This window comes from Sphingobium sp. L-44, from assembly GCF_056859495.1.
The window spans coordinates 108440-126589 of sequence record NZ_JBSXOQ010000097.1; the positions used below are offsets into that span (position 1 = coordinate 108440).

Genomic DNA, 18150 nt, shown 5'->3' on the forward strand with positions numbered 1-18150 from the left:
GCGCTATCGGCTGCGGGCAATGACTGGCTATATCGCTCCGCTCCGCCTGCGCCTCGATGGCGATGCGCTGCTTTCCAACTGGCGCTGGCTGGCGCGGCAGGGCGGCGCCCCGGCCTGTGGCGCGGCGATCAAGGCCGATGGCTATGGGCTGGGTGCGGCCGGCGTCATGCAGCGGCTGAAGGGCGTGGGTTGCCGCGATTTCTTCGTCTCCAACTGGGGCGAAGCGGCAGCGCTCGAAGCGCAGATGGACGGTGTGAACTTCGCCGTCCTGCACGGCGTGCGCGACGAGGATATGGCGCAGGCGCTGACCTCGCGGGCGCGGCCGGTGCTCTGCACGCCGGGGCAGGTGGCGCGCTGGAAGGCGGCAGGCGGCGGCGCTTGCGACCTGATGATCGATACCGGCATGAACCGGCTGGGCCTCGACTGGCGCGCCGACCTCGGCGAACTGGTCGAGGGGCTGGAGATCGTGACGCTGCTCAGCCATCTGGCGTCTGCGGACGAGGACAGCGACCTCAACCCGACCCAACTGGCCCGCTTCCGGGATATCCGGGCCGCAGTGCCCGCGCAGCGCTACAGTCTCGCCAACAGCGCAGGCATCTGCATGGGCGCGGACTATGGTTTCGACCTGACCCGGCCGGGCATCGCGCTTTATGGCGGGGTGCCGCATCCCGATGCGGCGCCGCATCTCCGCCCGGTCGTGCAGCCACAGGCCCAGATATTGCAGCGTCGCGCGGTGATCGCCGGCGACACGATCGGTTATAATGCGACCCATCGGGCCGAGCGCGATCTGGAGATCGCGATCCTCAACATCGGCTATGCCGACGGCTATCTGCGCGGCTTTTCGGGGCGCGGCGCGGCGCTGGTCGATGGCATCCGCCTGCCGGTGCTGGGCCGGGTGTCGATGGACTTGCTGGCGGTGGATGTCGGCGCGCGCCCGGATGTCGCGGAGGGCGACTGGCTGACGATCAACTATGATCTGCCGCAGGCATCACAGGCGTCCGGCCTGTCGCAATATGAGCTGCTGACGGGCCTGGGCAACCGGTTCGACCGCATCTGGGCCTGAGAGTCTGTTTTAGAAAAACCGGTTCCGGCCCGCTCCCCCGCCCAACCGCCCGATCCAGTGTCATCCTGTCGGGTGGTTGGGCGGGGGAGCGGGCTAGTACGGGCTCTAACAGCAAAAAGGGCGCCGATCGCAAGACCGGCGCCCCTTCACTATCTAATGGATGGCGCTCAGCGCTCGATGCACATCGACACGCCCATGCCGCCGCCGACGCACAGGGTGGCAAGACCCTTCTTCGCGTCGCGCTTGGCCATTTCATAGAGCAAAGTGGTCAGCACGCGCGCGCCCGATGCGCCGACCGGGTGGCCGATCGCGATCGCGCCGCCATTGACGTTGACCTTGGCCGGATCCCAACCCAGTTCCTGACCGACAGCCAGCGCCTGCGCGGCAAAGGCTTCGTTCGCTTCGATGAGGTCGAGGTCGGCGACAGACCAGCCGGCCTTTTCCAGCGCCTTGCGGCTGGCCGGGGCCGGGCCGATGCCCATGATCGACGGATCGACGCCGCAGGTCGCGAAGCTGGCGATGCGGCCCAGGATGGTGGCGCCGCGCTTGGCGGCTTCGTCAGCGCTCATCACCACCAGCGCGGCGGCGCCGTCATTGATGCCGCTGGCATTGCCGGCGGTCACGGTGCCGTCCTTCTTGAAGGCGGGGCGCAGGCCCTGCAGCGCTTCGATCGTGGCGCCGGCGCGGATATATTCGTCCTGGTCGACGATGGTGTCGCCCTTGCGGCCCTTGATCGTCACGGGCAGGATTTCATCGGCGAAGCGGCCCGACGCGCGCGCGGCTTCCGCCTTATTCTGGCTGGCGACGGCGAACTCGTCCTGCGCCTCGCGGCTGATCTGATATTTCTCGGCCAGGTTCTCGGCGGTAATGCCCATATGATAGCCCTGGAACGCGTCGGTCAGGCCGTCATGGATCATCGTGTCGACAAAGCTGACCGGACCCATCTTGGTGCCGCCGCGCAGCATCTGGGCGTGGGGGGCAAGCGACATGCTTTCCTGGCCGCCCGCGACCATGATGCGGGCGTCGCCGGCCTTGATCGCCTGTGCCGCGAGCGCGACGGCGCGCAGGCCCGATCCGCACAGCTGGTTGAGGCCGATGGCGGTGCGCTCGACCGGGATGCCGGCGTTGACGGCCGCCTGACGGGCAGGGTTCTGGCCCTGGCCGGCGGTGAGGATCTGGCCCAGGATCACTTCGTCCACTTCTTCGGGCGCGACGGTGGCCTGTGCCAGCGCGGCGAGGATGGCCTGGCGGCCCAGTTCATGTGCCGGAGTCGTGCCGAAGGCCCCCATGAAACTGCCCACGGCGGTACGCTTGGCGGCGGTAATGACGATGTCTGACAAAGGCTCGATCCTCACTAGTGGTAATGTTGTTTTCGCAGGCGCACATAACATCATCCGCCATGGCGGGAAAGCCAAAGGGACAGCGGATGCCACAGCATGTCGGGTGCCCGCTGGCTCAATATCATGCCGACATGGCCAAGGTTCAATATCCGGCTTTCCGTAAGGGATGGGGCGGCCGTCGCGGGCACGATTCGATCGGTTGCGGAAGCGATCGACAAGCTGGGGCAGGGGAGCGAGGCCGGGTCTATGACGGTCCCGTCGATGTGCCATTCGTTTCGCCCGCTCGCATTTGCCGCATAGAGCATCTCGAACAATTGCTGCCCGGCGGCATAGGTGAGCGGGGCGCCCTCATTGGCCCAGTCCTCGACCGCGAGAAAGGCGCGCTCCTCGTCGGAGCCGGCTGCCATGTCGGCGAAGGCTGCATATTTCTGCACGGTCCGCTGCGGATCGAGCGCCCAGAAGCCCGATTGCAGCGCCTCCATTGGCACATAGCCGAGCCGGTCGCACACCGGCTTCGCACCGCGCCACAGGGCGGCGATCTCGGCAAGGTCGGCGGACGGGAAGCCGGCAAAGTCCCAGGGCGAAGCGATCGTCGCCAGGGCTGCGACCCGGTGCAATGCTGCGGCTGCAATGGCGATCGTGCCGCCCAGGCAATAGCCGACCAGGATCGGCGGGCACCGCAATGCAGCGAGCATCGGTATGAGCCGGTCGGTGACATGGCCGTCGAGGCCGAGGCTGCGGTCGGCGGCCGTCGGCGCGCCCCAATCGACCAGATAGGCGTCATGGCCCGCTGCGGCCATGTGGCGCAGCATGGAGCGGCTTTCCGACAGGTCCAGCACCTGTGGCGGGTTGATCAGGGAGGGGATGAAGACGACCGGCGCCCGATCGCTTTCCGGTGCCAAATCAGCCTGATACCGCAGCAGCCGGGCATTGCCCGCCGTTGCGGCGATGGGGCATGGTGGTGGTGGGGACGGACGCTGCGCCTCCTGATAGCGACGCAGGCCGATGAAGGCGCGGCGACGCAAATCAGGATCATGCTCCGTTTCGCGCCATAAAATGTTGAGAAAAAGGGGTAAAGGACGCGGGCCATGTTGCGGCGCGGCATCGCCCTGTGCTAATGCGGGATGAGCAGGTGAGGGAGAGACAGGCATGGCCAAATCGAAGGCTGCTAATGAATCCGAACCGGTGGTTATCAAGAAGTACGCTAACAGGCGGCTCTATAACACCGAAACTTCAAGTTATATCACGCTGGACCTTTTGTCGCAGATGACCCGCGAGGGGCGCGAGTTCGTCGTCGTCGACGCGAAGACCGGCGAGGACATCACCCATAATGTCCTGACCCAGATCATCATGGAAGAAGAACAGCGTGGCAAGAACATGCTGCCGGTCAACTTCCTGCGCCAGCTGATCGCCATGTATGGCGATTCCATGCAGTCGATGGTGCCGCAATATCTCGAAGCGTCGATGGACGCCTTCCGCAAGAACCAGCAGCAGTTCCAGGAAGCCATGAAGGGCGCCTTTGGTGGCGGCCCGCTGGCCGAGATCGCCAAGCGCAACATGCAGATGTTCGAGGCCGCGGCGAGCGCGTTCGGCAATGGGGTTCCGGGCATGCCGGGCGCCACGCCCAGCCCGACCCCAGCCGCGACCGAAGAAAGCAAGGATGACGAGATCGCCGTCCTGAAGGCGCAACTGGCTGCGCTCAATGCGAAGATCGACAAGCTGAGCTGATCCACCATGGCCAAGGCGGATAGACTGGAGCGCCTGGATATCCGCCGGGCGGAGCTGGAAGAGGAATATCGCGCGGCGCTGATTGCGGCGCTGCGCGTGACCGCTGGCGGGCGCTGGGGCCTGTTCGACCATCAACAGGATCGCAGCGCCCGCGCGAAGACCGCGCCGGTGCTCGCGCAGTTGGACGAACTGGCGCAAGAGATTGATGCGATGCGCGACACGCTGGGGCTGGAACCGTTCGATCTCCATCCCGCCTTTCTGGCCGCGCGGGGCAAGCCGGCGGCTGATGCGGTGGGCGAACCCAAGCAGGCCAAGGCCTGGCTGGAGCGACTGGGCGCCGACGCCAACTGAACGCCGTCCGGCGCGATGCTTGGGGGTCGACAGGGATGGCGGGTCTGGCCTATGGCGCGCCATCCACTTTTAGACAGGCGACAGACCCCGTGAAACACGCCCTTAACGTTACCCGCGAACAGGATTTCGCTGCCTGGTATCAGGCCGTCATCACCGAAGCCGACATGGCCGAGGAAAGCGGCGTGCGCGGCTGCATGGTGATCCGTCCCTGGGGCTATGGCATCTGGGAACGGATCCAGACCCTGCTTGATGCGCGCATCAAGCAGACCGGCCATGAAAATTGCTATTTCCCGCTGTTCATCCCGCTTTCCTATTTCGAGAAGGAGGCCGAGCATGTCGACGGCTTCGCCAAGGAAATGGCGGTCGTCACCCATCATCGCCTGATCCAGAAGGACGGCAAGATGGTGCCCGATCCCGAAGCGAAGTTGGAAGAGCCGCTGGTCGTGCGCCCGACGTCGGAAACCGTGATCGGGGCCGCCTTCAGCCGCTGGGTTCAGAGCTGGCGCGACCTGCCGGTGCTGATCAACCAGTGGGCGAACGTCGTCCGTTGGGAAATGCGCACCCGCATGTTCCTGCGCACCAGCGAATTCCTGTGGCAGGAAGGGCATACTGCGCACTCGACCGTCGATGAAGCGATGGAAGAGACGATGAAGATGCTCGAAGTCTATCGCAGCTTCGCCGAAGAATGTGTCGGCCTGCCGGTGGTCGCGGGCGAGAAGCCGGAGAATGAGCGTTTCCCCGGCGCCGTCGCGACCTATTCGATCGAGGCGATGATGCAGGACGGCAAGGCGCTGCAGGCCGGCACCTCGCATTTCCTGGGCACGACCTTCAGCCAGGCGCAGAATATCAAGTTCCAGAATGCCGAAGGGCAGCAGGAACTGGCCCAGACCACCAGTTGGGGTATGTCGACCCGCATGATCGGCGGCCTGATCATGGTGCATGGCGATGATGACGGCCTGCGCGTGCCGCCGCGCGTCGCGCCCTATCAGGTCGTGGTCGTGCCGATGCTGCGCGATACCGAGGAAGACGCCGCGATCGTCGATTATTGCACCGACCTGGTGAACCAGCTGAACGGTCTGGACGTATTCCGCGAGCCGGTCCGCGCGCTGCTCGACAAGCGTCCGTCCAAGGCCGCGACCAAGCGCTGGGGCTGGGTCAAGAAGGGCGCGCCGATCGTGATCGAAGTGGGCGGCCGCGACGTTGCCGGCGGCAATGTCTCGGTCATCCGCCGCGATCGCCTCTATCGCGAGGATGGCAAGCTCGACAGCCAGATCGTCGCCAAGGGCGATTTCGTCGCCGGCGCAACCGCGATGCTGGAAGATATCCAGGCGTCGCTGTTCGCTGATGCCAAGGCGCGTCTGGACGGCAATATCGACAAGTCGATCACCGATCTCGACGCGCTCAAGGCCTATTTCAAAGCCAGCAAGAACCCCGGCTGGGCGCTGGTCCAGTGGGCCAAGCCGACCGGCGCGGAACTGGAGAAGGTCGTGCAGTGGCTGAAGGGCGAGAAGCTCACCCTGCGCAACGTGCCGACCGATGCCGAAGCGGCGGATGGCGCCTGCATCTTCACCGGCGGCACGGCGGTTGAGCGCGTGCTGGTGGGCCGTAGCTACTGACTTTGGTGGTGAGGGAGGGCGCGCCCTCCCTCACGCTGCGCGATAGCCCGCCTTTGCTTCTGCGGCGCACAAGGCGCGTCGGTCCATGACATGCCGGCGCCAGCGATTGGCAGGGTTCTCCATCAAGTTGAGCGGCGGACAGTGGCGCTGGATGAGCATGGTTTCCATCGCCTTGGCCGCATCCCGATCAGCGGTCCATTGCACCGCCAGCAGATGGTCTGCCATCCATTGGGAAAGACGCTGCTCGCCGTCGGGGGGGGAAGCAATAGTTACGAAAATTGCTTTCAGACGAACCTCGCCCCCGCGCAATTGCGACGAGGTTGAGTCTGGTTTTCAGCAACGCACCGAAACTGCGGCGTAGGGTCGAGAAGCCACTGCTCTGGTGAAGGAGATGGTTGCGCACATGCAGGTCATCCTGCGTCATTCCGATATAGACGAGCCCATTCTCACCAGTTTCGATAGGCGCAAGTTGCTCGGTATCAATCAGGTAAAACGCATATAGGCCTGCCCCATGAATTTCGGGCAGGTCCGAAACAGGACGGCGGTCAGCCGAGGGCAGGGCGGTCAATTCACCACCCCCAATTGCTCCAGCGCGAAGGCGCTATATTCGGCCTGGTCGCGATAGCGGCGGAAGCGGCCTGACTTGCCGCCATTGCCGACTTCCATGTTGATGCGGAAGACCAGCGGGTTGCTGTCGGTCTTGGTCGCGCGCAGCTTGGCGACCCATTTGGTCGGCTCATAATATTGGACCTGGCTGTCCCATAGGCCGGTGCCGACGAACAGGCTGGGATAGGCCTTCGCCTCGACATGATCGTAGGGCGAATAGACGAGTATCACATCATACCATTGCTTTTGCTCCGGATTGCCCCATTCGTCATATTCGCCGGTGGTGAGCGGAATGGTCGGATCGAGCATGGTCGTGACGACATCGACGAACGGCACCTGTGCGATGATGACCTTATAATCCTGCGGCGCCATGTTCGCGACCGCGCCCATCAGCAGACCGCCAGCGCTGCCGCCCATCGCGGCGACCCGGCCCTTCTTCGCATAGCCCTGATCCACCAGCGCGCGCGTCACGTCGATGAAGTCGGTGAAGCTGTTCATCTTGTTCTTGAGATGGCCGTCATCATACCATTGGCGGCCCATTTCCTGGCCGCCGCGAATATGGGCGATGGCATAGACGACGCCGCGATCGAGCAGGCTGGGGAGCAGGGGCGAAAAAGCCGGGTCGGTCGAATAGCCATAGCTGCCATAGGCATATTGGTAGAGCGGGGCCGAGCCATTCTTCTGGAAGCCCTTGGCGTAGATGAGCGAGACCGGCACCTTCGTGCCGTCGCGCGCGGTCGCCCAGATCCGTTCGGTCACATATTTGGCGGGATCATAGCCTTTTACTTCCTGGACCTTCAGTATCTTGCGTTCGCCGGTATCGACATTGACCTCATAGGTGGTCTGCGGCGTGCGCAAGCTGTCATAGGTGTAGCGGACCCAGGGCGTGCCGCTTTCGGCATTGACGTTGAGCGCCATGGCATAGGCGGGTTCGTCCGCCTCCACGAAGCTGCTCTTGCCGCCCTTGGTCAGCAGGCGCAGGCGCTTGTTGCCGCCCGACCGTTCCTCGATCGCGAGGAAGCTGTCGAAGGGCTGAAAATTCTCGATGAAGACGCTGGTGCTGGTCGGCACGATATCCGTCCAGGCGGCGCGCCCCTTGGCGGCATCGGCGTCCGATATGGTCATCAGCCGGTAATTGGGGGCCTGCCAGTTGGTGCGGATCGTCCATTGGCCGCCCACATTGTCGCTGCTGTAGAGGAAGTCGCGTTCGCGCGGGGCGAGCGGCGTGAAGCTTGCCGGATTGGCAGAAGGCGCGCAGCGCTCCTCATTGCTGACGGTCGATTGCAGGACGATGCAGATGAACTTGTCCGACGTCGTCTTCTTGAGGCCCATGTAGAAGCTGTCGTCCTTCTCCTCATAGACCAGTCGATCGGCGCTGACGGGCGTGCCCAGCACATGCGCCTTCACCCGCTTGCCGAGCAGGGTGGTCGGATCCTTCTCCACATAGAAGATCGTCTTGCTGTCATCGGCCCAGGCGAAATCGGGTTCGGCGTTGGGGATTTCATCGGCCAGCAGCTTGCCATCCGCGATCGTTTTGACCCGGATCACATATTGGCGGCGGCCGACCAGATCCTCGGCATAGGCGAGCAATTTGTCATCGGGGCTGACTTCCTTGCCACCGATCGCGAAATAGCCCTTGCCCGCGCCCATCTTGGGTTCGTCGAGCAATATTTGCTCGGGCGCGTCCATGCTGCCCTTGCGTCGGGCAACGATCGGATAGTCGCCGCCGGTCTCGAAGCGGCTGTAATACCAGTATCCCTTCTTGCGATAGGGGACGCTGCTGTCGTCCTGTTTGATGCGGCCCGTGATTTCGGCGTAGAGCTTGTCCTGCAACGGCTTGGTCGGCGCCAGCAGCGCGTCGGCATAGGCATTTTCGGCCGCCAGATAGGCGAGCATCTCGGGGTTCTTGCGGCTGTCGTCGCGCAGCCAATAATAGGGGTCCTGCCGCGTCGCGCCGAAGGGCGCCTTCACCTCATGCGGCTTCTTTGCCGCGACCGGTGGTTTGGGGGCGGTCTGCGCCTCGGCGGTGGTGGACAGTGCGGCAATGCTGAGGCTCGCCATGAGCCAGGCCGAAGTGCGGATCATATTCCCTCCCTGCGAATCGCATGGCGGAGGCTGACATGATGGCGGGCAGGGGGAAGATGATCCGGGCCTGCCATAAGAAACGGCAGGCCCGGACTGAAGCTATGTGCTAAGTTACAGCACATATTTGCTGAGGTCGGTGTCATGGGCGACCGCCGACAATTGCTTGTCGACATAGGCCTGATCGATCACCAGCGTCTCGCCGCGGCGGTCCTCCGCCTCGAAGCTGACATCCTCCAGCAGCTTTTCCATGACGGTCTGCAGGCGGCGGGCGCCGATATTCTCGACCTCGCTATTCACCTCGGCGGCGATCTTGGCGACGGCGCGGATGCCTTCGGGCGTCAGGTCGATCGTCACTTCCTCGGTCGCCAGCAGCGCGCGATATTGCGCAACAAGGCTGGCCTTGGTGTCGGACAGGATCGCGACGAAATCCTCCTCGGTCAGCGCCTTCAGCTCCACGCGGATCGGCAGGCGGCCCTGAAGCTCGGGCAACAGGTCGCTGGGCTTGGCCACATGGAAGGCGCCCGAGGCGATGAAGAGGATATGGTCGGTCTTCAAGGGGCCATATTTGGTCGAGACGGTCGTCCCCTCGATCAGCGGCAGCAGGTCGCGCTGCACGCCTTCACGGCTGACCGATCCGCCGCGCACGTCGCTGACGGCGATCTTGTCGATCTCGTCGAGGAAGACGATGCCATTCTGCTCGGCGCTGCTGATGGCGACGCGGGCGACATCATCCTGATCGAGGCGCTTGTCCTGCTCTTCCTCGACTAGCTTGTCCCAGGCGTCGGCGACACGCATCTTGCGGCGCTTCTTCTGCTGCTGACCGAACGCCTTGGACATCATGTCGCTGAGGTTGATCATGCCGACTTGGCCGCCCATGCCGGGGATTTCCATCGGCATCGACGGGGCATCGGCGACTTCCACCTCCACCTCGACATCGTTCATCTGGTTGCCCTCGATCTTCTGGCGGAAGGAGAGGCGGGTGGCTTCGCTCGCATCCTTGCCGGTCAGCGCATCGAGCAGGCGGGCCATGGCGGCCTCCGACGCGGCTTCGCGCACGGCTTCGCGGCGGCGGTCCTTCTCCAGCCGCACCGCTTCCTCGACCAGATCGCGAACGATCTGCTCCACGTCGCGACCGACATAGCCGACCTCGGTGAACTTGGTCGCCTCGACCTTGACGAAGGGGGCGTCGGCCAGCTTCGCCAAGCGGCGGCTGATCTCGGTCTTGCCGCAGCCAGTCGGCCCGATCATCAGGATATTCTTGGGCGTCACCTCGTCGCGCAAATCGGCGGGCAGGTGCTGGCGGCGCCAGCGGTTGCGCAGCGCGACGGCGACGGCGCGCTTGGCATCATGCTGGCCGATGATATGCGCGTCGAGCGCGGCGACGATGGCTTTGGGGGTCAGATTGTCGTTCATGGTCTTTTCTTGGGATCTCAGGCTGCGCTGTCGAGCGTTTCGATGGTGAGCTGGTCGTTGGTGTAGACGCAGATATCCGCCGCGACACCCATCGCCTTGCGGGCCAGGGTTTCGGCATCTTCCTCATATTCCACCAGCGCGCGGGCGGCGGCGAGGGCATAATTGCCGCCCGAACCGATCGCGGCCACGCCGCCGAGCGGCTCCAGAACGTCGCCGTTGCCGGTCAGGATCAGCGTGACGTCCTTGTCGGCGACGATCATCATCGCTTCCAGGTTGCGGAGATATTTGTCGGTGCGCCAGTCCTTGGCGAGTTCGACGGCCGCGCGCATCAATTGGCCATTATGGCGTTCCAGCTTGGCTTCTAGCCGCTCGAACAGGGTGAAGGCGTCGGCGGTGGCGCCGGCAAAGCCGCCGATGACGCTGCCGTCATGCAGGCGGCGTACCTTGCGCGCATTGGGCTTCATCACGGTCTGGCCCATGGACACCTGGCCGTCGCCGGCAACGACGACCTTTCCATTCTTGCGGACCGACATGATGGTGGTGCCATGCCAGACCGGCATGGACGAGCGGTTATGGTCATTCATGACCGCGCATATGGGAGCGGCAATCAAGCGCTGCAAGCGTCTATGTAGAAACACGAGGCCGCCGCCGAAACGTGCGATTTGCGGGACGATTTCTGACTGTCGGTTAAGGAACCAATGTCGATGAATTGACATTGTGCAACGCAGCAATCATTGTCGGTCGTCCCAAATGGAGGGAAGCTACTCATGACTCTCAAGGCCAGAGCACAAGAAAAGGTCGAGCGCGCGGGTATTGCCAACTATTCGTTCGACCAGGATGTTCTGGTAATGTGTGGCGTGCGCTATGCGATCGAGGCGTGCGAATGCGGCGAGCCGGATTGCGACGGTGTGCGCCTGCGCAAGAAGTCGTCCTTTCCGCGCATCCTGCAGTGATGCAGGGCGGCAGGATGCCGCCCCGTCCCCGTTATCAGTGAATGACTTCCTTGCCGGCAGTGCCGACCGATTCGATGTCACGGCCGACGCCCTGCACCGTGTTGCAGGCGGCGAGCGCGGACAGGAACATGGAAGCAAGGACGAGAGCGACGGTCTGACGCATGGATGATGCACTTTCTGATCTATGTTGGTCGGGCCTGTATAATGCGGCCAAACGCGCTGGACAGAGATAATTTCCCAAAAAGCTGCAAGGCGGCGCTTGACAGGTCCGGCATCGGATGCGAAATGCCGCCTCCTCCTTACAGGGGGCGCGTAGCTCAGCGGTAGAGCACACCCTTCACACGGGTGGGGTCACAGGTTCAATCCCTGTCGCGCCCACCATTTTCCCTTTATATTCCAAGGGATAATGGTCAGCCGAAAACCGGCAACGGGATTTCCAAGCAGAACAGTACGAGAACTTTCCGCTTTTCGCGCGGATCGTTCGTACAATCCCGGTACAGCCATTTTTCTGGCCCCGCCAAACTCGCGAATCGAGACACCCGCCCCGCCGATCTGATGGGGAGGGGGTGATGCAACTCGACCTGTTCGCCGCCAAGCCAAGGTATGATCGCGGCGCGGCACTGCACGCCGTTGGCGATCTGGTGCGGGCCGTTGATGATGCCATGCGCGCAGCCGGTCTATGGTCATACAGTGGTTCGTGGGATGCTGGGCTGGTAATCAATCGCGCTGCATCGGGATCGCCGGGCGCTGGAGCTGATCCGGTTGCCCACGCCGCTCAATGGCCTGCAACCTGGCATGTCTGCGGCCATAGCCCTGATGCGCTGTTTATCGAGGTGCGCCCGCGCGAGGGCCAGCGCGACAGTGATGCGGTCAAAGCCACGCTTGCGGCGATGGCGGCCGTTCCTGGCGCCAACCCGCGACTTGAGAGCGAAACTGATCCAGCGCCCCACCACTGCTACGGCATGTGGCGCTGGGGCGATGGATGGCTGGCAACGCAAGATCCAGAAGCGCAGGTGGCAGCATGACCCCCGCCCACCAGATAGCCGAGAAGCTGACAGAGGCGCAGCGGGACATCATGATCGGCCACCTGGTGGATATCCCGCCGCATGAAGCCGCTGAGCTTGAGGAATTGGGCCTGAAAGAGCCGGCCTACTTCGACAATCCCGAAAGCGCATCGCGCCGGCTGATTTACCCGATCACCCCGCTCGGCCTCGCCGTTCGCGCCATCCTGCTATCCAAGGAAACTGAACATGACTGATGCTGTGAAGATGGTAACCGGTGTGACGCGGGACGACGCCGTGAAATTCTTGGAGCAAGCGTGCCGTAACTGGCGGCATGTTCCTCATCTGTCGAACGAGGATATCGCTGATGTCATGGTGGCGCTGGCTGTGTTTGCGCGGAAGGCAAATCCCGCCAACCCAACTTGTAATGACAGCTTACAGGTTGCCGCACCTGTAAAGCAATCCTTGACGACTGATCAGGCCGGGGCGCTGGTGGCCGCTCCCGTTGTCGATCATGGAATAACCACAAGCACAGTTGTTGATCGTGCAAAGGGGTTTTATGATACACAAGCCCCACTCCCCACCCTCCAGCGTCTCGGCCAAGAGTTCGACGCGGGGGAGGGCGGCATATTGATCGCTGCCGGGGTCGATGACTATGCGGCGAAATGCGCTTTGCGGACCGACGCTGACGGCGTGTTCTGCCACGCATATTTCTATAGCGATGGCCAGTGGCGTTTTCAGACCGGCGGGAATGACATCGTTCGCGATGGCTGCGAACCCATCAAATGCCTGCTGACCAAACCCCTCTACGCCCACCCGCCCCAATCTCGCGGGCAGGCGTTCGACGGCGAGGGGGAGGCGCAGCCATGAAGGCGGCCAACTTCGCCCCATGGTATGCGGCGTTATATCCGCAGTTCGCAGAGATTGCTCGCAAGCATGGCTATGCGCTGGCAGTTCATGGCTCCATGGCGCGCGACTTCGACGTTGTGGCGATCCCGTGGCGTGAAGACGTTTCGACGCCGCGCCAGGTGATTGACGATATCCTGTCGCAATTCGCCGTTAATGAAATCGGGGAGCCTACCGCCAAAAATCACGGGAGGATGGCCTACACGCTCAGCATCGGCTTCGGCGATTGTTTCGCTGACCTGTCGTTCATGCCTGCCGCCCTCTCCAGCGCCAAGCGCGGGGAGGAAGGGTGATGGCACTCTGGAGCCGAGAATGCCCCGTGTGCGCCGATATCGGTTGGTGCAATGACCACCCCATCAAGGATCATGACGACATGACCACTAAGCCGAACGAACCCGAGGGCTGGACAACGGCGGACATCGATCATTTGGACGCGCTTCTGGATTGCTCTGGCGACTGCGACAAGATGCTGGCCTTGATCGCACAGTTCCGCCTCCAGTCCGTCGCCGCTGCAACCGCCGGGAAGGATAGGCGCGACCCCCTGCGTGATATCGTTTTCCGCTACATCGACCGCATGAATGACGTTGCGCCAGAATGTGGCGATCCGGCTGACCGCATCCCTGGCGAGTTCGCTCGCGATGTGAACGCAGTCCTCAAGGCCGAGCGCGCCGCCCTCTCCGAAGCGCGGGAGGCGGGGGACACCTGCTAATTGGCAAGCGACCCATGGCATTGCTATAACCGAACTCACGGAACCAAGCTGCTCCGATTCGAGCAGATGATCATCCGGTTAGAGCGCCCCGCATGGGGCAAGTTTCAAACCCAGACTACGGGATTGGAGCATGGCTCGCCGGATCATCACTCTGCGCCAACGCTATCCAGTGAAATGAAGGCAACCATGCATCCCTCCCAAAAGGAGGCACGCAATGAATTATCCTTCTCGCCGTTCAATGGAAAAGCAGCGCTTGTTGTCGAAGGCGCCTGACAATTGCCCAGCTGGAGAGGATCCTCCCGCATATCCTCGCTTCCGAAATATTCCGCGCAGGGATAAGCGGCACGAATGATCCTCCCCATCCTCCTGCTCTCGATCTGGTCGCCGCCCGCCACCTGCACGGCCGTCGACGGCGACACCCTGCGTTGCTCCGAGATCGGCCGCGTCCGCCTGCTTGGCATCGACGCGCCGGAAATGGCCGGCCACTGCCGCAAAGGCCGGACCTGCGCGCCGGGTGATCCTGTGGCCAGCAAGAAGGCGCTGGAGAAGCTGGTGGCGCGTGGGGTGACGATCAGCCCGGTCACGCGCGATCGCTATGGGCGGACTGTTGCGCAGGTCTACGCTGATGACAAGAACCTGGCTTGCGAGCAGTTGCGCCGCGGGGTGGCCGTTTACATGCAAAAATGGGATAATGGCGGAAGACTCGCGAAGGAGTGCCGCTATGCAGGACCACCTCAACGCAGCCGGTGAAGTCGCCGATTTGACTGATCAGCAGTTGGTCGAACTATGGATTGCTGTCCCAGACCCTGAGCAACTCACGCCGGTCGAACAGGCCGTGATTGACGAAATGGAACGGCGCGGGATCGACTTCTAAAGCAGCGCCGGACCGGCAGGCGCGCTACCCTTCTTCCTGAACCACGGCGCGTCGGTATGCTCGACCACCATACGCTCAGCAGGATATGGCCGATCGAATTGGTATAGCTCCTCAAGCGGCGCATGCAGCCAGGTTTCCCAATCGGCCGGATCGAGGATCACCGGCGACCGGTCGTGAATGTCGATCAGCTCCGGCGCGTTGTCGGTCATGACGCCGGTATAGACGCCGCCCCATTCATCGCTGTTCGTCCAGAGGCCTGCCCATGCGAAGATGGGCTGATCCTTCACCGATAGCCATGTCTCGGTCATGTGGCCCGGCTCGCCCACAGCTTCCGCATAGCGCGCGGTGGGGATCAGGCAGCGGTTCCGCGGATCGATTGCCCAGCGCTTCCAATAGCTGCCGAGCTTGTCAAAACGCGCATTGTTCACGGGCTTGGGCTTCAGCGGTTTACCGGTCTTCTTGCTCTTCTGGGCGAGGGGGAAGCCCCACGTCATCTGCTCCAGCACCAGTTCGCCTTCCTCCAGGCGGAGGATCGTGCCTGGCTGTGCCGGGTGCGTCTCCAGCGGGCCTTCGTTGAACCGGGCGCCTTTGCGCGCGCCGAACAGGTTCAGCACCTTCTGCGTGTCGCCGCGCTCTGCCCGATTGCACATGGCTGCAGCGTGGTTCGCGGCCAGCCGAGAGTCAACCGGACTCCCGTTTGTTCTCATTTCGTTCTACTATGACGACACGACTCGGATGGAGAAGCTCGATGGAACAATTGCTGGAAGAGGGAGCGCCCTATGCCGAATGGCAGTTGGCCTGCACCGCTCTAAATAAGGTGCCCTTCACCGTTAACGACGCAGAAGAGGGTTTTGCGTTGATCCGCAGCGCTGGCAGCGGCGTGCATACCATCACCAGCTTCGCTGCGCGATATCAGGATGTAGCGCCCGAACTGGTACTTGCCTCCCTTCGTGCCAGGTTCAATCTGGTGGCCGAAGCGGAGGATTGCGGTGTCGACCTCAAGACGACCAATCCAAATATTTATCGCAAGATGCTGACCGGCCCGTTGACGCCTGAAGATTTCAGCATCTTTCCGGCATTTGTCGATGCCGAGGATTGAAGACATCCGGGCGGCCGTGGCCGACGCGCTGGAAGCGAAGGGGCACGGCAACCGGGAATTCCTGGCGGAAATACGCAACGGACTTCGGGACGACGGACCATTCATGATCGGCGCGCTGATATGGGCGGAGCATATCGCGACAGTCGCGGCTCGATGAAATGGCGCGCTATCGTGACGGCCTGAAGCAGGCCACCTGCCTGTTCGAGGCTGCTGCCTGGCATTATGCGGTCAAGGTGTCCTGCGGCTGCGGCCATTTCGCATCGTTCGATCCGCACGGCCTGTTCTGGCGTTTCCATTGCCAGGGCTGGCCAGATGATTTTCGCGCTGTTCGCGCCAAAATGTGGTGCCGCGCCTGCCGTCAATCACTTGGGCAGAAAGTTCGGCCACGGCGCCTTGATTTGATCCAGCCGTACCCGCGCGACATGATTACGCTGACCCAGCCAGACGAGCGAGAATGGAAGCGGATTCTCAACCGGTATCGCGGCTGACGAAGAGGAATGGCGAGTGAAGCGTCTACTACTCACCCTTGAGTTCTGGCTGATCATCGCGGTGTCGGTTTGATCGCGGGAGCAAATGGTGCTATCTCAACCACGGATCCTGACCGGCGTTTGCAATCGGTTAGTCGGTCAGGATCACCCTGCCGCCTGCTCAAGCAACCGTGCGAAGATGTTCCGGCAAACCGTGATCCTGATAATCGCGACGTTCGATGCGCGGAGTGGCGCTGTAAGTGCTGAACTGCTCAAGCGGCAGCGCTGATCCGCACTGGCAACATTCCGCCATCATGCGGCCTACCAGCCACTGTTCGCCCCGACAGCCCGGACAGCGATTAGTTTCGCCAACCCGGTAGAGTGCAAGATAGTGAGACCCTAAGGTCGCTTGAAACGAACGGGCTTCGTGCGTCTGCATAAAAGTTCCCCAACTATAATCTGAATTAAGGAACGGTCTGTGGGTCAGTATTGTTGCATGAACGAATAGACAGATTGGCGGAACTGTACGCAGCCGTAGCGTTATCTTGCCAAAAGTATTGTTAGCAAGAAGCGCATAGCTTTGCTCGCTATCCCCCGCACGTTAACCATATTGCCGCTTGGTTATCGTTGCCCTAAAGGGCCGGATATGCCACACGGAGCATCAGATCTAATCGTCTACCTAATGGCGATCTTCATCGTCAGCATGGCGTTCCGTCACCTACGCAATCAGGGCTGACGACGAGGGTCGGCCATGTCTTGGCTTTCGATTCCCCGTGCGCTATCGAGCGTCGGCTCCTGGCGCACCTTATCGTCATCGCGACGCGTGTCAGGGGCACGCTTCCGTCGGCGTGTAATGGCAGGGCGATCTACCCGCTGCACTGCACCGATTTGAGTATCGGTCGGGCTGACCCGCCTGAGGCAGACGGGGTTACCCTTGAACGTCTTCTTCTTCGCGATTATCCTGCAACTGCTCCTGGCGAGGTTCAACGTCATAGCGGCGCGCGCCAGGAGCACCTTCTCGTGACAGGTCTGGCGCTATTTATGCAGCGCGGGGACCTGAGACTTGAGCCCGGCGTGTTGATTTCCACTGAGAAGTGACCCGGGTAGGGCGTAAATTTCCACTAAGAATTGACCCATGTTGAACTCGTCCCTGGCTTTGGCAAGCGAGGGTATATGGAGTGTTGGACATGGCGTTATTGAGCGTTATCCGGCGCTGGCATTTTCGCGATCATCTACCGATCCGGGAGATAGCGCGGCGCACCGGACTATCACGCAACACGATCCGCAAATATTTGCGGTCCGAGACGATCGATCCGCGATTCAAGGTGCCTGATCGACCAAGCAAACTGGATCCATTTGCTGAGCATCTGGCGGCCTGGCTGCGGCGCGAGATGGGCCGATCGCGCAAGCAGAAGCGCACGATCAAGCAGTTTCACGCCGATCTGGTGAGCCTGGGTTATGAAGGATCCTACAACCGGGTTGCCGCTTTTGCTCGGGACTGGCGCGAAGATTATCGGCGCCAGCAACAGATTGGCGGGCGTGGGACATTCGTGCCCCTGTCGTTCGCGCCGGGGGAAGCTTTCCAGTTTGATTGGAGTGAGGACTGGGCAATCATTGCCGGGGTTCGGACCAAGCTGCAGGTCGCGCACTTCAAGCTCAGTTACAGCCGGGCATTCATCGTGCGCGCCTACCTTCTGCAAACCCATGAGATGCTGTTCGACGCCCATAATCACGCCTTCCGCGTGCTGGGCGGCGTGCCGCGCCGGGGTATCTATGACAATATGCGCACGGCCGTCGACAAGGTCACGTCCGTCAATGTGGTGTAATTTCGGTGCTGGCCATCGGGCTGCATTTTCAGGCGGCCTTGGGTGTAATCTGTAGCGGCTGAACCTCCTCGGTTATGGGTGTGGCAAGGGCGGCCATGCCCTCGATCTGCATG

Annotated in this window: 23 protein-coding genes, 1 tRNA gene and 1 pseudogene; 17 read left to right on the top strand and 8 right to left on the bottom strand. The window is 62.3% G+C overall.

What is annotated here, in order from left to right; translation table 11 throughout:
- The first annotated feature begins 19 nt into the window (after positions 1–19).
- Entirely contained in the window at positions 20–1063 is a 1044-nt protein-coding gene (alr, locus tag AC13EK_RS15655) for an alanine racemase (protein ID WP_069337020.1), read from the top strand.
- A gap of 167 nt (positions 1064–1230) precedes the next feature.
- Here the strand turns inward: alr and AC13EK_RS15660 are convergent, their stop codons facing one another.
- Together AC13EK_RS15660 and AC13EK_RS15665 are read right to left on the bottom strand one after the other, a co-directional pair.
- Positions 1231–2403 carry an acetyl-CoA C-acetyltransferase gene (locus tag AC13EK_RS15660; protein ID WP_277788557.1) on the bottom strand — a complete coding sequence of 391 codons (1173 nt, stop codon included), beginning with the start codon at positions 2401–2403 and terminating at the stop codon, positions 1231–1233.
- A 50-nt stretch (positions 2404–2453) separates the two neighbouring features.
- Positions 2454–3428 (bottom strand): alpha/beta fold hydrolase, encoded by a 975-nt coding sequence (locus AC13EK_RS15665; protein ID WP_069337029.1) that lies wholly within the window; start codon positions 3426–3428, stop codon positions 2454–2456.
- 124 nt (positions 3429–3552) lie between these two features.
- Here AC13EK_RS15665 and phaR point away from each other — a divergent pair, with 124 nt between their 5' ends.
- The 3 genes from phaR (at position 3553) to proS (ending at position 6098) form a co-directional block, all read left to right on the top strand.
- Complete coding sequence (phaR, locus tag AC13EK_RS15670) at positions 3553–4131, top strand: polyhydroxyalkanoate synthesis repressor PhaR (RefSeq protein WP_017502180.1); 579 nt, start codon at positions 3553–3555, stop codon at positions 4129–4131.
- A 6-nt stretch (positions 4132–4137) separates the two neighbouring features.
- Entirely contained in the window at positions 4138–4482 is a 345-nt protein-coding gene (locus tag AC13EK_RS15675) for a hypothetical protein (RefSeq protein WP_069337030.1), read from the top strand.
- Positions 4483–4571: 89 nt separating this feature from the next.
- Positions 4572–6098 carry a proline--tRNA ligase gene (gene proS / locus AC13EK_RS15680; protein ID WP_069337031.1) on the top strand — a complete coding sequence of 509 codons (1527 nt, stop codon included), beginning with the start codon at positions 4572–4574 and terminating at the stop codon, positions 6096–6098.
- A 30-nt stretch (positions 6099–6128) separates the two neighbouring features.
- On the opposite strand, the gene AC13EK_RS15685 is transcribed toward proS, so the two are convergent.
- The 4 genes from AC13EK_RS15685 to hslV form a co-directional block, all read right to left on the bottom strand.
- Positions 6129–6407 carry a GIY-YIG nuclease family protein gene (locus AC13EK_RS15685; protein WP_327197985.1) on the bottom strand — a complete coding sequence of 93 codons (279 nt, stop codon included), beginning with the start codon at positions 6405–6407 and terminating at the stop codon, positions 6129–6131.
- A gap of 255 nt (positions 6408–6662) precedes the next feature.
- Complete coding sequence (locus AC13EK_RS15690) at positions 6663–8789, bottom strand: S9 family peptidase (protein WP_069337033.1); 2127 nt, start codon at positions 8787–8789, stop codon at positions 6663–6665.
- A 111-nt stretch (positions 8790–8900) separates the two neighbouring features.
- Entirely contained in the window at positions 8901–10202 is a 1302-nt protein-coding gene (hslU, locus tag AC13EK_RS15695; RefSeq protein ID WP_069337034.1) for an ATP-dependent protease ATPase subunit HslU, read from the bottom strand.
- Positions 10203–10219: 17 nt separating this feature from the next.
- Entirely contained in the window at positions 10220–10786 is a 567-nt protein-coding gene (hslV, locus tag AC13EK_RS15700; protein ID WP_004207214.1) for an ATP-dependent protease subunit HslV, read from the bottom strand.
- Between the two features lie 183 nt (positions 10787–10969).
- On the opposite strand from hslV, the gene AC13EK_RS15705 reads away from it, so the two are divergent.
- Positions 10970–11155 carry a hypothetical protein gene (locus AC13EK_RS15705; protein WP_069337035.1) on the top strand — a complete coding sequence of 62 codons (186 nt, stop codon included), beginning with the start codon at positions 10970–10972 and terminating at the stop codon, positions 11153–11155.
- Between the two features lie 34 nt (positions 11156–11189).
- Here AC13EK_RS15705 and AC13EK_RS15710 read toward each other — a convergent pair whose 3' ends face one another.
- Positions 11190–11318, bottom strand: a complete 129-nt coding sequence (locus tag AC13EK_RS15710; RefSeq protein ID WP_046989731.1) for an entericidin A/B family lipoprotein — start codon at positions 11316–11318, stop codon at positions 11190–11192.
- Positions 11319–11461: 143 nt separating this feature from the next.
- Between AC13EK_RS15710 and AC13EK_RS15715 the strand changes: the two genes are divergently transcribed.
- The 8 genes from AC13EK_RS15715 to AC13EK_RS15750 all read left to right on the top strand — a co-directional run bounded on the left by AC13EK_RS15715 (position 11462) and on the right by AC13EK_RS15750 (position 14645).
- Positions 11462–11536: transfer RNA gene (locus AC13EK_RS15715), tRNA-Val, on the top strand.
- 188 nt (positions 11537–11724) lie between these two features.
- Positions 11725–12180, top strand: a complete 456-nt coding sequence (locus AC13EK_RS15720; RefSeq protein ID WP_069335631.1) for a hypothetical protein — start codon at positions 11725–11727, stop codon at positions 12178–12180.
- Positions 12177–12413 carry a hypothetical protein gene (locus AC13EK_RS15725; protein WP_069335632.1) on the top strand — a complete coding sequence of 79 codons (237 nt, stop codon included), beginning with the start codon at positions 12177–12179 and terminating at the stop codon, positions 12411–12413. The genes AC13EK_RS15720 and AC13EK_RS15725 overlap by 4 nt, the downstream gene beginning before the upstream one ends.
- Positions 12406–13026, top strand: coding sequence for a hypothetical protein (locus tag AC13EK_RS15730; protein ID WP_277788555.1), 621 nt, complete (start codon positions 12406–12408; stop codon positions 13024–13026). Before AC13EK_RS15725 ends, AC13EK_RS15730 begins: the two co-directional genes overlap by 8 nt.
- Positions 13023–13355 carry a hypothetical protein gene (locus AC13EK_RS15735; RefSeq protein WP_069338298.1) on the top strand — a complete coding sequence of 111 codons (333 nt, stop codon included), beginning with the start codon at positions 13023–13025 and terminating at the stop codon, positions 13353–13355. Before AC13EK_RS15730 ends, AC13EK_RS15735 begins: the two co-directional genes overlap by 4 nt.
- Complete coding sequence (locus AC13EK_RS15740) at positions 13355–13771, top strand: hypothetical protein (RefSeq protein WP_069338299.1); 417 nt, start codon at positions 13355–13357, stop codon at positions 13769–13771. Before AC13EK_RS15735 ends, AC13EK_RS15740 begins: the two co-directional genes overlap by 1 nt.
- Positions 13772–14119: 348 nt before the next feature.
- Positions 14120–14521, top strand: a complete 402-nt coding sequence (locus tag AC13EK_RS15745) for a thermonuclease family protein (protein ID WP_081331790.1) — start codon at positions 14120–14122, stop codon at positions 14519–14521.
- A complete protein-coding gene (locus AC13EK_RS15750) occupies positions 14493–14645 on the top strand; it encodes a hypothetical protein (protein WP_170828747.1) in 153 nt (50 codons plus the stop codon). The genes AC13EK_RS15745 and AC13EK_RS15750 overlap by 29 nt, the downstream gene beginning before the upstream one ends.
- On the opposite strand, the gene AC13EK_RS15755 is transcribed toward AC13EK_RS15750, so the two are convergent.
- Positions 14642–15352 carry an SOS response-associated peptidase family protein gene (locus AC13EK_RS15755; RefSeq protein ID WP_483022268.1) on the bottom strand — a complete coding sequence of 237 codons (711 nt, stop codon included), beginning with the start codon at positions 15350–15352 and terminating at the stop codon, positions 14642–14644. The genes AC13EK_RS15750 and AC13EK_RS15755 overlap by 4 nt on opposite strands.
- A gap of 41 nt (positions 15353–15393) precedes the next feature.
- On the opposite strand from AC13EK_RS15755, the gene AC13EK_RS15760 reads away from it, so the two are divergent.
- From AC13EK_RS15760 to istA, 4 genes and pseudogenes are all read left to right on the top strand, one after another.
- Positions 15394–15744 (top strand): hypothetical protein, encoded by a 351-nt coding sequence (locus AC13EK_RS15760; protein ID WP_069338301.1) that lies wholly within the window; start codon positions 15394–15396, stop codon positions 15742–15744.
- A 16-nt stretch (positions 15745–15760) separates the two neighbouring features.
- Positions 15761–15901, top strand: a complete 141-nt coding sequence (locus AC13EK_RS15765; RefSeq protein ID WP_162272335.1) for a hypothetical protein — start codon at positions 15761–15763, stop codon at positions 15899–15901.
- A gap of 1 nt (position 15902) precedes the next feature.
- On the top strand, positions 15903–16232 hold the full coding sequence (locus AC13EK_RS15770; RefSeq protein ID WP_069338302.1) for a hypothetical protein: 330 nt from the start codon (positions 15903–15905) through the stop codon (positions 16230–16232).
- Positions 16233–17398: 1166 nt separating this feature from the next.
- Positions 17399–18016, top strand: a pseudogene (istA, locus tag AC13EK_RS15775) (IS21 family transposase); the annotation flags it as partial.
- Positions 18017–18150 lie beyond the last annotated feature (134 nt).